Here is a 14,071-nt window from a genome sequence, read left to right on the forward strand (position 1 = left end):
ATCAGCCCCGCCGACTGGCGCGCTGGCTGCGATAAGTGTCAAGAACCACCGCGATCACAATGACCGCACCCGTGATAATGCGCTTGGTAGGTTCGGTCGCGCCAATCTGCGCCAGGCCCGCAGCCAATACCGAAATAATCAGCACACCAAAGAACGTGCTGATGACCGAGCCGCGCCCGCCCATCAGGCTGGTACCGCCGATCACCACAGCTGCGATCACTTGCAGCTCAAGGCCCGAGCCGGCATTCGGATCCGCCGCTTCCAGGCGCGAGATCTGAAACAGCGCGGCCACACCGGCGAGCAGGCCCATCAGGCTGAACACCAGGATCTTGTAAGGTTTGGGATTGATACCCGCCAGGCGCACCGCTTCTTCGTTGGTACCGATACCGATCAGGTAGCGACCAAACACGGTGCGGGTCAGCACTAACTGGGCGGCGATGATCACCAGCAACGCAATGATGAACGACGGCGAGATCCCGAACGCAATCGGATTGGACAGCCAGGCAAACGAGTCGCCGATATACGCGGTGCGCGAGCCGGTCATCTGGTAGGCCACGCCGCGGGCCATCTCCAGCACACCGAGGGATACGATAAAGGAAGGGATCCGCCAGGCCACGGTGATGGAGCCGGTAAGGGTACCGGCCAACGCAGCGCAGCCCATGCCGAGCACGGCGGCCGGCAGCACGCTCCAGCCCCAGCTCAGAATCGCCACGCTGACCGCCGACGCCGCCAACGCCAGTACCGAACCTACCGACAGGTCGATGCCACCGATGATGAGGATGAACGTCATGCCCACCGCCAACACCATCAGGTCCGGAATCTGATTGGCCAAGGTGCTGAACGTGTCATAGGACAGGAAGTGGTCGCTGAGTACCGAGAACAGCGCAATCATCGCCAGCAAGGCACCTGCCAGCCCAAGGTACGTACCCAGGCCGTAGAAGTTGCCGCCAGTCTTACCGGGGGAAAGGGTTGTTTTCATGGGGTATTCCTAGGCGCTGCATCATTGAGCAGCGCATCACGTTTCTGATAGCCGGCAAACGCGGCGGCGAGCAATTGGTCCTGGGTCCAGCTGTCACGCTCGAATGTTTCGATCAAGCGTCCGGCGGACAACACGCCGATGCGGTCACAGATCAGCATCAACTCGCGCAGATCACTGGAGACCACGACCAGCGCTTTGCCCTGGCGCGTCAGCTCGCCGAGCAAGGCATAAATGTCGAATTTGGCACCCACGTCGATGCCTCGAGTGGGCTCGTCGAACAGCATCACCGAGCAATCGCGCTCCAGCCAGCGGCCAATCACCACCTTCTGCTGGTTACCGCCCGACAGCTCGGAGACCAACTGCGCCGGGCTGGAACTGCGGATACGCATGGCGTCGATCTGGCGTTTGGCCAGGGACGTCTCATCGCGACTGTTAACCAGCCCGCCAGCGGAGATTTCCGGCATGTTGCCCAAGGCGATGTTGGCGCTGATGGACTGGGTCAGCAGCAGCCCTTCGCCTTTGCGGTCTTCGGTGATCAGGGCGATGCCATGCCCGACCGCATCCACCGGGGAGCGAATGCTCACCACATTGGCCTGCGGCCCCAGGGCCACGGTGCCGCTGTCGGCCAGGTCGGCGCCGAAAATCAAGCGCAGCAATTCGGTACGACCGGCGCCGATCAGGCCGGAGATACCGTAGATTTCGCCGGCACGCACCTGGAAAGACACATCGCGGACCTTGTCCGAGCGCGTCAGGCCTTTGACCGTCAAGGCCGGCTCGCCGATGGTGCGCGGGCCCAGGTCGATGTGCTCGCCCAACTCGCGCCCCACCATCAGGGTGACCAGTTGCTCGCTGTTGTAATTGGCCATCGGCTCGACACAGACCAGCTGGCCGTCGCGCAATACCGCAATGCGTTGGGCCACACGGGCCAGCTCTTCAAGCCGGTGCGAAATATAGATAATCGCCACGCCCCGGGCCTGCAGGCGGGTGATTTGTTCGAACAGCATCTCGACTTCACGGGCAGTGAGCATCGCCGTGGGTTCGTCGAGAATCAGTACGTGGCAGTCGCCGATCAGGTTGCGCGCAATCTCGACCATTTGTTGATGGCCAATCCCCAGGCTGCCCACCAGCGTGTCCGGGTCGATGGCGTCCAGGCCCACCTGGGCCATGGCTTCGGTCGCGGCTTTGCGCAGCTGTTTACGGTTGATCCAGCCGCCTTGGCTGGGCAGGTTATGCAGGAACAGGTTTTCAGCCACTGTCAGCGTGGGCAGCAGGTTGAGCTCCTGCATGACCATGCGCACGCCCAGCGCTTCGGCCTGGGTGCGGCTGGCGGGCTGGTAAGCCTGACCATTGAATTGCATGTTCCCGGTGGTCGGCGTGACCAACCCGCCGATGATCTTCGACAAGGTACTTTTGCCTGCGCCGTTTTCACCGGTCAGCGCCAACACTTCACCACGGTTTAGCGTGAGCGTGATGTCGGACAGAACGGGTTGGGCATAGGTCTTGCCGATACCGCTGACCGAGAGGACAGCGTTCGGGGCGGAAGATGACATAGGAAAATCTCCAGGCGCCCGTTCAGGACGAACGGGCGCTGTTGGCTACTGCCGCAATTACTTCTTGAGGACGAGTTCAACCGGGGTTTCGATCACGCCTTCGGTGGCATCGACCTTCTCGCCCTTGACCAGCTTCAGCGCGTTCTGGATACCGAACACGGCTTGCTGGGCAGCAGCCTGGTCGGCGGTTGCCAGCACGCGGCCGTCCTGCAGCATCGGCTTGATGGCTTCGATGTTGTCGTAACCCACCACCAGCACTTTACCGGCCTTGCCTGCCGCACGTACGGCGGAGACGGCGCCCAGGGCCATGTTGTCGTTACCGGCCAGCAGTGCCTTGAGGTCCGGGTACTCGCTCAGCATCGCCGATGCGACTTTCTGGCCCTGGTCGATTTCCCAGTTACCGGATTGGGTGGACACGATCTTCATGCCGGCGGCATCCATCGCATCCTTGAAGCCAGCGGTGCGCTGCTGGGCGTTGGTGGTGGTCGGTACGCCTTCGATGATGCCAACCTTGTCGCCGGCAGCCAGTTGCTTGGCCAGGTAGTCACCGACCAGCTTGGAGCCTTTGCGGTTGTCCGGGCCTACGAAGGGGATGTCGAGCTTTTTGCTTTTCAGCACGTCCGGATCCAGGCGATTGTCGATGTTGACCACCTTGATGCCGGCGTCCGAGGCTTTCTTCAGCACGGTGACCAGCGCCTTGGAGTCGGCCGGCGCAATGACGATGGCGTTGACCTTGGCCAGAATCATCTGGTTGACGATGTCAATCTGCGCGCTGGTGTCGGTTTCGTTCTTGATGCCGTTGGTGATCATGTCGAAGTCGGCGGCGTGGGACTTCTGGTAATCCTTGGCGCCCTCTTGCATGGTCACGAAAAATTCGTTGGCAAGGGACTTCATCACCAGGCCAACCTTGGGCTTGGTGGCAGCGTCGTCAGCGAAAGCAGAAGAGAGAGGCAGGGCAGCGGATGCGGCAGCAAGCACAGCGACAGCGAGAAGACGTCCTGCAAATGGCAGCTTCATGGATGTACTCCGATCTTATGATTATTGTGAGCAACGCTTGCACCGAAGAAACATCTCGCAAACGTTTGCGTTAACTGAACTATGAGAACCTTGTTGAGATTTGTCAACGGCAAGCACTCACCTTTCATTCTGAACACGCCCATCAGGTCGCCGCCGTCTGAAATGACAGGATCGGCGTGGACTTAGCACCCAGCTCAAGGCAAATCCCGTCAGAGTTTTCGGACAACCGAACACCGGAGCTTCCCGCGTTCGGAAAGCCGGACGATGCCGTGCGGGAGCAGCCCGGAATATCAATTTTAATTGTTCTAAATCAACAGGTTAATTTATCTACTCGGCAATCATGGGTTTGGTACAGATCCTGCTCTTTCTCAGCACCTCGAGGCGTTCAGAGTCGCCCGGGTGTTCTGGATGAACCTGCTACCGCACTCATCAAAAACCAGAGAGAAAAATAATGAAATCTGCATTGAAGTCCTTTGTTCCCGGGGCACTCGCCCTGCTGCTGCTGTTCCCCGTCGCTGCCCAAGCCAAAGAAGTAGAAACCAAGACCAAGCTCTCCAACGTGGTGATTCTCGCCACCGGCGGCACCATCGCCGGCGCCGGCGCCAGTGCGGCCAACAGTGCCACCTATCAGGCGGCCAAGGTCGGCATTGAACAATTGATCGCCGGTGTTCCTGAGCTTAGCCAGATCGCCAATGTACGCGGCGAACAAGTGATGCAAATTGCTTCGGAAAGCATCAACAACGAGAACCTGCTGCAACTGGGTCGCCGCGTCGCCGAACTGGCTGACGACAAGAATGTGGATGGCATCGTGATCACCCACGGTACCGACACCCTTGAGGAAACCGCCTACTTCCTCAACCTAGTAGAAAAAACCGACAAGCCCATCGTAGTGGTCGGTTCCATGCGCCCAGGCACCGCCATGTCGGCTGACGGCATGCTCAACCTGTACAACGCCGTTGCCGTCGCCGGCAGCAAGGATGCACGGGGCAAAGGCGTGCTGGTGACCATGAACGACGAGATCCAGTCGGGTCGCGACGTAAGCAAGATGATCAACATCAAGACCGAGGCGTTCAAGAGCCCATGGGGCCCACTGGGCATGGTCGTTGAAGGCAAATCCTACTGGTTCCGACTGCCGGCCAAGCGTCACACCATGGATTCGGAATTCGACATCAAGACCATCAAGAGCCTGCCTGACGTTGAAATCGCCTACGGCTACGGCAACGTAAGCGACACGGCCTACAAAGCCCTGGCCCAAGCCGGCGCCAAAGCTATCATCCATGCCGGCACCGGCAATGGCTCGGTGTCGTCCAAGGTCGTTCCCGCGCTGGTGGAATTGCGCAAGCAAGGCGTGCAGATCATTCGCTCTTCTCACGTGAACGCCGGTGGCATGGTGCTGCGTAACGCCGAGCAGCCAGACGACAAATACGACTGGGTCGCTGCCCTCGACCTGAACCCGCAGAAAGCACGCATTCTGGCCATGGTCGCCCTGACCAAGACCCAGGACAGCAAAGAGCTGCAGCGGATGTTCTGGGAATATTGATCCCACGGTTTTACCTGTAGGAGCGAGTTCGCTCCTACAGTTCCTGATAAAAAAATCACAGCAATTTTCCAAATTCGTTGTCAGACGGAATTCTTTGAATTTAAGCAGTTGCGAAATTACTTACAGTTAAATACTGTATGTGCGTACAGCTTACTAAGGAATACTCCGTGGCAAAGCCCTCCTCCGCAGCACCCGCAGCGCCAGATGCCTACCAACGCCTGGCCATTCGCGTACAAAAAATCATCAATTCGACCAATGCCCAGAAAGCCAAGGCGGCGTTGATCTTTCGTTTGCCGGATGAGCCCGAGGACGACTGGGCGCGCTTGCTTGAAGAGATAGCGGAAAACGACAACGTCACCCTCGCCTACCGGGACGACGGCGGCGTGCAGATTTTCTGGGTTGTGCCGAAGGAAGATTGATTGAATGAGTGTCCGTTTTTTTGCTGTGTGCTGTCTGTTTTTTGCCGTCACCGCCAACGCCCAAGCCCCGCGAACCTTCAGTGAAGCCAAAAAAATCGCCTGGAAGCTGTACGCCCCGCAATCCACCGAGTTCTATTGCGGCTGCAAATACACCGGTAACCGGATAGACCTCAAAGCCTGTGGCTACATCCCGCGCAAGAACGCCAACCGCGCCGCACGCATCGAATGGGAGCACATTGTGCCCGCCTGGCAGATCGGCCATCAGCGTCAGTGCTGGCAAAATGGCGGGCGTAAAAACTGCACGCGTCATGATGATGTGTTCAAGCGCGCCGAAGCAGACCTGCACAACCTGGTACCGAGCATCGGCGAGGTGAATGGCGACCGGAACAACTTCAGCTTCGGCTGGCTGCCGGTGCAAAGCGGGCAATACGGTTCATGCTTGACCCAGGTGGACTTCAAGGCCAAGAAGGTCATGCCGCGACCGTCCATTCGAGGAATGATCGCGCGCACCTATTTTTACATGAGCAAGCAATACGGGCTGCGTCTGTCGAAACAGGATCGCCAACTGTATGAAGCCTGGAACAAAACCTATCCCGTGCAGGCCTGGGAGCGTCAGCGCAACCAGACGGTGGGTTGCGTGATGGGCCGTGGCAACGAGTTTGTGGGCCCGGTGAATCTCAAGGCCTGTGGCTGAAGCTGGGCGCAACGTGCGCCCATCCGCCCCGCTACTGCGCGACCTTGTGTTCGATGACCTCTGACACGGTGTCGTTTTTCTTGGCCCGTGCCATCTTTTCGTTGAGCAGTGCCTGCTTGGCTTCAGCCTCGGCTTTGCTGGCAAACGGGCCCAGCAGCACCTCATCCTTACCGTCGACCTTCACGATATAGAAATTGAAACCATGCTCCAGCAGCCAGGCGGTCAAATCAGTGAGCGCCTGCAGCTTGTGATCCGGCGGGCCGACCCATACATCCCATTCCTGAGCGGCAATCGCACCGGTTTGTGGCGGGCTTTGGGTCACGACAGGCTTGGCCTTGGGCGCATCGACAGGTTTACCTTCGCCGCATCCGGCCAATGCCAACACCGCAATTGCCATCGCTACTTTACGCACTGCCCTGCTCCTTTGAAGATAAAGAGGCGACTTTACCATTCACTGTCTATTCTGGCCGTCATAAACGTTGGCTTAAACAATGCGAATGATGTATCGCGACCTGTATGATGCCGCCATGGGAATTAATGTCGCCTCTATGCGTCCTAAAAGAGGCAGTCACAGGGAAGCGCTTCGCAGTAAGCTACGCACATCCGACACCTGCCCTGTCTGAACATGTGTCCTTAAAAGTAATCAAGGAGAAGTCCATGCTTATACTCACCCGCAAAGTTGGTGAAAGCATAAACATCGGTGATGACATTACGATCACCATTCTGGGCGTTAGCGGCCAGCAAGTACGAATCGGCATCAACGCCCCCAAGGATGTTGCCGTGCATCGCGAGGAAATCTATCAGCGCATCCAGGCCGGCCTCACTGCGCCGGACAAAAACCAGACGCCTTGAAGCACCTCCAGTAGCCAGCCTTTTGCTTCACCGTAACGGCTGGCGAAAACCTGATTGGCCCATTCGCTTTTCCTACCCGAGCTGTGCGCCCCGTAGATGCCCCTTCGCTGCAAGATGAAACTGCCAAGATGCCCGGAACTTGTTGCATCATTTGTAGCCAAATCCCACGTCATCCTGCGGTCCGAGTGCATTCAGGAGCACGTCGATGAGGCCAACCGTTACACAGCCCATGGTTTCCCTATCCTGGACGATCGCCTTGCTCATAGGGCTGATCTTCCTGGCGCTCGGGTATGGACTGCGATGGGAGGTCGAGGGCGTGATCGACCCCGCCGACCATTCCTGGCTGGACCTGACGCTTGTGCTGTGTGCCTACTTGTTTGCGTTCTGCCTCAAGCCGATTCAGAAGGTTATCTTGCGCAAGCTGTGCCAGCGCGAGTCGCATCGCGCTGATCAGAAAACGGCACGCTGAGTTTCCTACCGCTCTCGCACAATCAGCTGGCCGTCAGCTTCCTGCACGACTTCAAGCCGCTCATACCCATCGATACACGCATGCTCAGTCTCCATCGGTGAGAGGTGCGTCGAGGTCACCACCATGACATCCGCTCCTGCCGCTTCTGCTGCGCGAATACCTACGGGCGCGTCCTCGAACACCAGGCAATCCTGCACCGGCACGCCCAAGCGCTGGGCGCCAAGCACATAACACGCCGGATCCGGCTTGCCGCTGGCGACATCTTCGGCCGTCACCATGACCGGCGGGGCGCAAATACCTGCCGCTTCCATTCGACGCAACGCCAGTGCTTTGGGCGCAGACGTAACCAGAGCCCACTGTTCGGCGGGCAAGCTGTTCAGGAACTCAACCGCACCGCAAATCGCCACGACACCCTCGACGTCGTTCAATTCCGCTTCGGTAATCCATGCCGCTTCCTTTTCTGCATCTACACCCGGCAGCCCCTGGCGCGTGATCGTATCAATCGCGCGGGCGCCGTGAATGGTGGTCAGAAAGGCCTCCACATCCAAACCATGACGTTCGGCCCAACGGCTCCATACCCGCTCGGCAGCGGCGATGGAGTTGAGCAGGGTCCCGTCCATGTCGAACAGAAAGGCACGGTAACGCTGAGTAAATACGGCTGGATTTGGGCTGGGCACTGCGTGGTTTCCCCCTGTGTTCAAGCGATCGTGGATCCCTGCAATCTACGGTTCACCTCGGCACTTGTAAACGCCGCGAAGTGCCAGCCTCAAATCTTGAATGACGAACTTGTCATCATCCTGTTGGTTGGCTGTTCGGGTCGCCTGGTTACTGTGAACTCACTGCCAAGCCCGGCAGCCAACCTACACAGAGATATCGCCATGAAACGGTTTGCCCTCGCCTTCGCCGCCTTGCTCGCCACTGGCTCGGTATTCGCCGCTGACACCGCTCCAGTGATCCACGATCAGACCGGCTTCTTCGTTCACCTGGATGTCGCCAAGGTGCTGTCCAGTACCGACACCTACGGCCAATGCGGTATCGTCCCGGCGCAACTGCGCTATTTGGACCATCAGGACCGTGAGCATGTGCTGGACTACCGGGTGCTGGGCACGGGTTGCGCCAGTGACAATTGATCAGGCTACACTTGCGCAACCCATTGAATCAGGGCATTTCCCATGAACATCCTCGTAGTCGAAGACGAACCCAAGGCCGGTAATTACCTGCTCAATGGCCTGCAAGAGCTGGGCTACAGCGTGAGCCTGGCCCGCGACGGCGCGGACGGTTTGCACCAGGCCCTGGAAACGCCGTTCGACGTGATTGTGCTCGACGTCATGATGCCGAAAATGGATGGCTGGGAAGTGCTGCGCCGCTTGCGCAAGGAAGCCGACACGCCCGTGCTGTTCCTCACGGCCCGCGACGATATCGCCGACCGTATCAAGGGCCTGGAACTGGGCGCCGACGATTACCTGATCAAGCCCTTCTCCTTTGCCGAGCTGGTCGCGCGCCTGCGCACCCTGACCCGACGCGGCCCGACACGAGAAGAAGAGCACCTGCACATCGCCGACCTGCAAATCGACGTGCTCAAGCGCCGCGTCACCCGCGCCGGCACGCGCATTACCCTGACCAACAAAGAGTTCGCCCTGCTGCACCTGTTCGCCACCCACCAGGACCAGGTGCTGTCACGCTCGCTGATTGCCTCGCGGGTGTGGGACATGAACTTTGACAGTGACACCAATGTGGTCGACGTGGCCGTGCGGCGCCTGCGCCTGAAAATCGACGACCCGTTCCAACTCAAGTTGATCCACAGCGTGCGTGGCATCGGCTACCGCTTCGATACCCAGCCATGAGCCGCGCTCGCCACTATTCGCTGACCCTGCGCCTGGCACTGATCTTCGCCCTGCTCGCCTTCGCCTTGCTGGCCACCCTGGGCGTAGCACTTTACCGTGAGCTGGAGCGCGAGCTGATCCGCCGCGACGACACCGCCTTGATCTCCCGCGTGGACCAACTGCGCAACCTGCTCAACGACAGCAATACCCTGGGCCTGATCAAGACAAAGCCCGAATTGTTCCAGAACATGCTGGGCAACCGCGAATCCGTATTGAGCATCGCCGCCCCCGGTCAACAACCGTTACTGCTGGTGAACCCCGCGAATATCGAACTGCCTTCGATCAAACCGGTGCCCAAGGGCCACGTACTGGCATTGAGCGATGTGCAGCATCTGCCGGGGCTCAATGGCATTCCCTTCTCAACCGTGGCCGCGACCATCGACTCCGGCGACCTGGGCAGCCTGCAAGTCACCAGCGGCCGCCTGATGACCGAGCGCACCGCCGTGCTCGCCAACTATCGATTGAGCGTTTACATCCTGGCGAGCATCGCGGCGATCCTCCTGGCATTGGCCGGTTACCTGCTGGTGCATCGCGGCTTGCTGCCTTTGCGCCGGCTCGCCCGGCACGCTCAAGGGATCGGCGTCGGCAACCTGGCCGAACGCCTCGACAGCCAGGGCGCACCCAGGGAATTGCTGCCGATGATCGAGTCGTTCAACACCATGCTGGAACGCTTGTCCAAGGGCTTTGTGCAACTGGGCCAGGTCTCCACCGACATGGCCCACGAACTGCGCACACCAATCAATAACCTGCTTGGTGAAACCCAGGTAGCCCTGCAACAGCAACGCAGTATCGAAGGCTACCAGCAGCTGCTGGCCTCCAATGTCGAAGAGCTTGAACGCCTGGCGCGGATGCTCGACAACATGCTGTTCCTGGCGCGCACCGACCCCGCCAGCGCGCTGCGCCAACGTCAGGCGCTGGACGCCGCCGAGGAAGTGGAACGCGTCGCGGATTATTTTGAAGGGCTCGCCGGTGACGTCGGCATGCACATTGTTGCCGAAGGCGAAGGCGTGATCTGGGCGGAACCGATGCTGCTGCGTCGCGCCCTGGCGAACCTCTGCGCCAACGCCATCAAGTATGGTTCGCCGGGCTCGCAGCTGAGTATCCAGGCCATTGCAGATGATGAGGGCGTCAACCTGAGGGTCAGCAATCACGGTAAAACCATTCCTGCCGAGCATCTGCCGCGGCTGTTCGAACGGTTTTACCGGGTAGATGAATCTCGCGAACGCTCTTCCCAATCCAATGGACTGGGATTGTCGATCGTGGCGACCATCATGCAGCTGCATAACGGTAGATACAGCGTCAGCAGTGAAGACGGCGTCACGCGTTTCGAGTTGTTTTTCCCCGCGCAGCAAGCGTGAGGCAGTGCCCCGTCAATCAAAAGCCCCGTTGAGCACTTCGTAGATAATACCGGTGGCGATGGCTACCAGAATCAGGTCGGTGCCCGCTTGCTGCCACTCGTAACCATCGTAATGAGGCAGGCGGCCCGCCAGGCGGCCATCAAGTTTCTTGGCGATACCGGGCGGGAGCGGCTTGCCGCGAGCCAGATTCTTCTGAATGCCCGGAGGCAAGGCAGGCCCCGGGCTCCAGTAATCGCGGTTTCCGCCCACCAGACTCAGCACACTGCCTCGATCGACGCTGGGGCCATGACTGCCTGCCGAGCCTTTGCCTTTAGGCTTGTCGTGGCCCTGCCCCGCCTGATTATTACCTTTGTTGTTCCCCTGGCCTTTGCCATTGCCAGGATCGGCCAAGGCAACACCGCTGCCTGCAAACAAGGCGAGCGACAACACGACAGACACAAACTTCGGGCACTTGATCATGATGGGGTTTCCAGAGGGATACCTGTTGAACTCTAGCCGAAGTTGCACCGCCGCGTATTGAATCAGCTCACCCTGCCACCCGCTTCCACGATATCCACCTGGGTTTGCCAGGCTGCCGCGACCGCAAGGCGCAGGCCTTCCACCAACGTAGGCAGCGCCATCGACGGCTGACCGGACTCAGGCAATCCCGGCACATGGATAAACCCACTGCGCACCTCAGAACCCGCCAGCGCATGCTGCAATCGATAAAACACCTGGTTGCACACGAACGTACCCGCCGTCTGGGAAACCGAGGCGGCAATACCCGCTTCACGCACCGCCCTGACCATGCTCTTGATCGGCAATGACGAGAAGTAAGCAGCCGGGCCGCCTTCCACCACCGCCGTGTCAATCGGCTGGGCGCCCAGGTTGTCCGGAATGCGCGCGTCATTGACGTTGATCGCGACGCGCTCGATGGAAATATCGCTGCGCCCAGGGCCCAGGCCTGTTGCGATAACCATTGCCGGATTTGACTCCTCGATAAACGCTATCAACGTCTCGGGAGCCGTGGCAAAGGCGCAGGGCAATCGGCGCGCGACAATCCGCACATCCTCAGTCAACTGCAACCCGTCCAGCTGGCGCACCGCCTCCCAGGATGGGTTGACGACGTCGTGATCGAAAGGCTCGAAGCCCGTCAGCAATAGAGTTTTCATCCTGACCTCACATCAACAGATAAAGCAGCACGATATTGACCACCAGCATCATCAACGCGGTCGGCAACTGGGCCTTGATCACCGCGTTCTTGTCCGGCAGCTCCAGCAGTGCGGCCGGCACGATATTGAAGTTGGCCGCCATCGGTGTCATCAGCGTACCGCAGTAGCCGGAAAACATGCCGATCGCCGCCATGACCGCCGGATTGCCTCCGTAAATGCCCACCAGCACCGGCACGCCGACGCCACCGGTCATCACCGGAAAGGCGGCAAAGCCGTTGCCCATGATCACGGTAAACAAGGCCATGCCCAGGACATAAACCATGACCGCCACCAACTTGAAATCCAGGTTGATGTACGTAGTGGTGACGTGGGCCACGGCCGTGCCCACCCCGGCCTCGTTGAACAGCAGCCCGAGCATCGCCAGCATCTGTGGCAGCACCATTGCCCAGCCCAAGGCTTCGGTCAGGCGACGCGATTCGCGCAAGGCTTGCACGGGCGTATCGCGGGTCAGCCAACAGGCCAGGCCAAGGGCGATCAAACAGCCTATGCCGAGCGAGACGAAGGTGGTGTTCTTCGGATCAAGCAGCGGTACACCGCCGATTTCGGTGTGCTTGAGCAATACCGAACCGATCACGGTGGTCAACGGGATGGCCAGCGCCGGGATGAACAGTTTATGGCCCAGGCGACCGGCGCTGGCGCGGGAGGCCTTGTCGTGCAGTTCGGCGTGCTGGCCGCGGCCAACGCCGCCCAAGCCAGCAATCACCGCCATCACCACAACACCAACGCCGATAACTACCGAGGGCAGGCGCTCCCCCACCAGGAACGGAATGGCAAACAGCAGCCAGAACAGCGCGCTGGACCAACGCTTGGGGTGCGTGCGATCCAGCAGGATCATGCCGGCGGTGATCAGCAACAGCACACCGGCCAACCAGTACAGGTATTGAATGGAAATAATCATCGTGCGGCCTCCACCGAGGGGGCAACGGCGGTCATCTCACGGGTCAGCCTTCGATCGAACCGATGCAGCCGGATGGCATGAATGATAAAGGCGCAGATCGCCGTCGGGATGCCCCACACCGCGATGTGCAGCGGCTCGACATCAATCCCCGAGCCCAGCAGAAAGGTATGCATCAAGGCAATCGCACCAAAGGCGACGAAGATGTCCTCACCAAAAAACAGCCCCACATTGTCGGTGGCGGCGCACATGGCCAGGACCTTGTGACGCAGTTTGTCCGGCAGCTTGCCGTAACGTTTTTCCGCAGCGCCTTCAGCCATCGGTGCCAGCAAAGGCCGCACCATCTGCGGATGCCCACCCAGGCTGGTCAGCCCCATGGCCGCGGTCGATTCACGCACAAACAGATAGATGATCAGCAAACGCCCGACTGTCGCCCGCTCGAAGCGGGCGATCCAATTCTGCGCATGCAGGCGCAGGCCGTGACGCTCCAACAGGCCAATCACCGCCAGCGGCAATAGCAGGATCAACTGCAGCGCACGGGTTTGAAGGAAGCCATCGCCCATGGTGGCGAGAATTTTTTCCAGCGGGAACTGGGCGGCAACCCCGGTCGCGATCGCGGCGGCGGTAACCACCAGCAACGGATTGAAGCGCAATACAAAGCCGACCACGATGACAAGTACGCCGATCAACGGCCATAAGTTCACAACAGTTTGCATGGCGAAGAGGTCCTTTAGTGCGCGCTGCGGCGCCATTACAGCAGGATGTGAGCAAAGGGCTCACAGCATGAAAGTGGCGTGCAGTCGGCTCGGTTTTTTTATTGTTGACCCGAAAGGTCGAGCGGTGGCGGCAACTTTGCTGCCTTGAGGCGGGAGGTGTCCAACAAGAAAAATTGTTGTTGCGGACCAATAAATTTTGTCGATATTGGCACCACCATGCGGGCCAAGTGGAGGGATTCTGGATTGGCTCTATACTCAGCAGTGATACTCCTGCAGATCATCGCGCTTTTGCCGACAATGAGGGGTCCTGCTATGTATGCCGGTCAAATGAGCAGTATTGCGACAACGATTGGCGAGATACGCTGCCAGATGGCGGTACAGATCATTTGCCTGCTGTCGGTGGCTACGCTTTTCTGTTGATTGAGACGCCAACGCCCAAGTGCGCCGCAAGGTGTCACTGGGTATGGCAGTGCTTAATTCCAGGCCTA

17 protein-coding genes are annotated in these 14,071 nt (G+C 59.4%); 8 read left to right on the top strand and 9 right to left on the bottom strand.

The features are described from left to right. Position 1: 1 nt before the first annotated feature. Genes SC318_RS17115 through SC318_RS17125 form a run of 3 tightly spaced genes read right to left on the bottom strand, consistent with a single transcriptional unit; the run spans position 2 to position 3,546 of the window. On the bottom strand, positions 2 to 979 hold the full coding sequence (locus SC318_RS17115) for an ABC transporter permease (RefSeq protein WP_124387360.1): 978 nt from the start codon (positions 977 to 979) through the stop codon (positions 2 to 4). After that, a complete protein-coding gene (locus SC318_RS17120) occupies positions 976 to 2,529 on the bottom strand; it encodes a sugar ABC transporter ATP-binding protein (RefSeq protein ID WP_320427756.1) in 1,554 nt (517 codons plus the stop codon). The genes SC318_RS17115 and SC318_RS17120 overlap by 4 nt, the downstream gene beginning before the upstream one ends. Before the next feature lie 57 nt (positions 2,530 to 2,586). After that, entirely contained in the window at positions 2,587 to 3,546 is a 960-nt protein-coding gene (locus SC318_RS17125; protein ID WP_306493774.1) for a sugar ABC transporter substrate-binding protein, read from the bottom strand. A 451-nt stretch (positions 3,547 to 3,997) separates the two neighbouring features. Here SC318_RS17125 and SC318_RS17130 point away from each other — a divergent pair, with 451 nt between their 5' ends. The 3 genes from SC318_RS17130 to SC318_RS17140 all read left to right on the top strand — a co-directional run bounded on the left by SC318_RS17130 (position 3,998) and on the right by SC318_RS17140 (position 6,199). Next, on the top strand, positions 3,998 to 5,086 hold the full coding sequence (locus tag SC318_RS17130; protein WP_320427757.1) for an asparaginase: 1,089 nt from the start codon (positions 3,998 to 4,000) through the stop codon (positions 5,084 to 5,086). Positions 5,087 to 5,253: 167 nt separating this feature from the next. Continuing rightward, positions 5,254 to 5,505 carry a DUF1654 domain-containing protein gene (locus tag SC318_RS17135; protein ID WP_306493776.1) on the top strand — a complete coding sequence of 84 codons (252 nt, stop codon included), beginning with the start codon at positions 5,254 to 5,256 and terminating at the stop codon, positions 5,503 to 5,505. Between the two features lie 4 nt (positions 5,506 to 5,509). Then, a complete protein-coding gene (locus SC318_RS17140; protein WP_057721559.1) occupies positions 5,510 to 6,199 on the top strand; it encodes an endonuclease in 690 nt (229 codons plus the stop codon). Between the two features lie 31 nt (positions 6,200 to 6,230). On the opposite strand, the gene SC318_RS17145 is transcribed toward SC318_RS17140, so the two are convergent. Beyond that, positions 6,231 to 6,596: an SPOR domain-containing protein gene (locus SC318_RS17145; protein ID WP_320431253.1), complete on the bottom strand. Its 366-nt coding sequence runs from the start codon at positions 6,594 to 6,596 to the stop codon at positions 6,231 to 6,233. A gap of 260 nt (positions 6,597 to 6,856) precedes the next feature. Here SC318_RS17145 and csrA point away from each other — a divergent pair, with 260 nt between their 5' ends. Both csrA and SC318_RS17155 read left to right on the top strand, forming a co-directional pair. Then, entirely contained in the window at positions 6,857 to 7,051 is a 195-nt protein-coding gene (gene csrA, locus SC318_RS17150) for a carbon storage regulator CsrA (RefSeq protein ID WP_003192511.1), read from the top strand. Between the two features lie 205 nt (positions 7,052 to 7,256). After that, positions 7,257 to 7,520: a hypothetical protein gene (locus SC318_RS17155; protein WP_320427758.1), complete on the top strand. Its 264-nt coding sequence runs from the start codon at positions 7,257 to 7,259 to the stop codon at positions 7,518 to 7,520. A gap of 5 nt (positions 7,521 to 7,525) precedes the next feature. Here the strand turns inward: SC318_RS17155 and SC318_RS17160 are convergent, their stop codons facing one another. Continuing rightward, entirely contained in the window at positions 7,526 to 8,197 is a 672-nt protein-coding gene (locus SC318_RS17160) for an HAD family hydrolase (RefSeq protein ID WP_320427759.1), read from the bottom strand. Between the two features lie 201 nt (positions 8,198 to 8,398). On the opposite strand from SC318_RS17160, the gene SC318_RS17165 reads away from it, so the two are divergent. From SC318_RS17165 to SC318_RS17175, 3 genes are read left to right on the top strand one after another with little or no spacing between them, the layout of a single operon-like run. Then, a complete protein-coding gene (locus SC318_RS17165; protein ID WP_320427760.1) occupies positions 8,399 to 8,650 on the top strand; it encodes a DUF2790 domain-containing protein in 252 nt (83 codons plus the stop codon). Between the two features lie 42 nt (positions 8,651 to 8,692). Beyond that, positions 8,693 to 9,364, top strand: coding sequence for a heavy metal response regulator transcription factor (locus SC318_RS17170; RefSeq protein WP_320427761.1), 672 nt, complete (start codon positions 8,693 to 8,695; stop codon positions 9,362 to 9,364). Then, positions 9,361 to 10,761: a heavy metal sensor histidine kinase gene (locus tag SC318_RS17175; protein ID WP_320427762.1), complete on the top strand. Its 1,401-nt coding sequence runs from the start codon at positions 9,361 to 9,363 to the stop codon at positions 10,759 to 10,761. Before SC318_RS17170 ends, SC318_RS17175 begins: the two co-directional genes overlap by 4 nt. Positions 10,762 to 10,773: 12 nt before the next feature. On the opposite strand, the gene SC318_RS17180 is transcribed toward SC318_RS17175, so the two are convergent. The 4 genes from SC318_RS17180 to SC318_RS17195 all read right to left on the bottom strand — a co-directional run bounded on the left by SC318_RS17180 (position 10,774) and on the right by SC318_RS17195 (position 13,583). Beyond that, positions 10,774 to 11,220: an anti-virulence regulator CigR family protein gene (locus SC318_RS17180; RefSeq protein WP_320427763.1), complete on the bottom strand. Its 447-nt coding sequence runs from the start codon at positions 11,218 to 11,220 to the stop codon at positions 10,774 to 10,776. Positions 11,221 to 11,282: 62 nt separating this feature from the next. Then, positions 11,283 to 11,912 (bottom strand): pyroglutamyl-peptidase I, encoded by a 630-nt coding sequence (pcp, locus tag SC318_RS17185; RefSeq protein ID WP_320427764.1) that lies wholly within the window; start codon positions 11,910 to 11,912, stop codon positions 11,283 to 11,285. A gap of 7 nt (positions 11,913 to 11,919) precedes the next feature. Beyond that, positions 11,920 to 12,870, bottom strand: a complete 951-nt coding sequence (locus SC318_RS17190) for a DUF979 domain-containing protein (RefSeq protein WP_320427765.1) — start codon at positions 12,868 to 12,870, stop codon at positions 11,920 to 11,922. Beyond that, positions 12,867 to 13,583: a DUF969 domain-containing protein gene (locus SC318_RS17195; protein ID WP_320427766.1), complete on the bottom strand. Its 717-nt coding sequence runs from the start codon at positions 13,581 to 13,583 to the stop codon at positions 12,867 to 12,869. The genes SC318_RS17190 and SC318_RS17195 overlap by 4 nt, the downstream gene beginning before the upstream one ends. Positions 13,584 to 14,071 lie beyond the last annotated feature (488 nt).

It is taken from the genome of Pseudomonas sp. MUP55 (assembly GCF_034043515.1).
Classification (GTDB): Bacteria; Pseudomonadota; Gammaproteobacteria; order Pseudomonadales; family Pseudomonadaceae; genus Aquipseudomonas.

What these genes read in the sequence shown, in the direction of transcription:
- SC318_RS17115 (WP_124387360.1), bottom strand. Translation starts at nt 979, where the DNA reads ATGAAAACAACCCTTTCCCCCGGTAAGACTGGCGGCAACTTCTACGGC.
- SC318_RS17120 (WP_320427756.1), bottom strand. Translation starts at nt 2,529, where the DNA reads ATGTCATCTTCCGCCCCGAACGCTGTCCTCTCGGTCAGCGGTATCGGC.
- SC318_RS17125 (WP_306493774.1), bottom strand. Translation starts at nt 3,546, where the DNA reads ATGAAGCTGCCATTTGCAGGACGTCTTCTCGCTGTCGCTGTGCTTGCT.
- SC318_RS17130 (WP_320427757.1), top strand. Translation starts at nt 3,998, where the DNA reads ATGAAATCTGCATTGAAGTCCTTTGTTCCCGGGGCACTCGCCCTGCTG.
- SC318_RS17140 (WP_057721559.1), top strand. Translation starts at nt 5,510, where the DNA reads ATGAGTGTCCGTTTTTTTGCTGTGTGCTGTCTGTTTTTTGCCGTCACC.
- SC318_RS17145 (WP_320431253.1), bottom strand. Translation starts at nt 6,596, where the DNA reads ATGGCAATTGCGGTGTTGGCATTGGCCGGATGCGGCGAAGGTAAACCT.
- csrA (WP_003192511.1), top strand. Translation starts at nt 6,857, where the DNA reads ATGCTTATACTCACCCGCAAAGTTGGTGAAAGCATAAACATCGGTGAT.
- SC318_RS17155 (WP_320427758.1), top strand. Translation starts at nt 7,257, where the DNA reads ATGAGGCCAACCGTTACACAGCCCATGGTTTCCCTATCCTGGACGATC.
- SC318_RS17165 (WP_320427760.1), top strand. Translation starts at nt 8,399, where the DNA reads ATGAAACGGTTTGCCCTCGCCTTCGCCGCCTTGCTCGCCACTGGCTCG.
- SC318_RS17170 (WP_320427761.1), top strand. Translation starts at nt 8,693, where the DNA reads ATGAACATCCTCGTAGTCGAAGACGAACCCAAGGCCGGTAATTACCTG.
- SC318_RS17175 (WP_320427762.1), top strand. Translation starts at nt 9,361, where the DNA reads ATGAGCCGCGCTCGCCACTATTCGCTGACCCTGCGCCTGGCACTGATC.
- SC318_RS17180 (WP_320427763.1), bottom strand. Translation starts at nt 11,220, where the DNA reads ATGATCAAGTGCCCGAAGTTTGTGTCTGTCGTGTTGTCGCTCGCCTTG.
- pcp (WP_320427764.1), bottom strand. Translation starts at nt 11,912, where the DNA reads ATGAAAACTCTATTGCTGACGGGCTTCGAGCCTTTCGATCACGACGTC.
- SC318_RS17190 (WP_320427765.1), bottom strand. Translation starts at nt 12,870, where the DNA reads ATGATTATTTCCATTCAATACCTGTACTGGTTGGCCGGTGTGCTGTTG.
- SC318_RS17195 (WP_320427766.1), bottom strand. Translation starts at nt 13,583, where the DNA reads ATGCAAACTGTTGTGAACTTATGGCCGTTGATCGGCGTACTTGTCATC.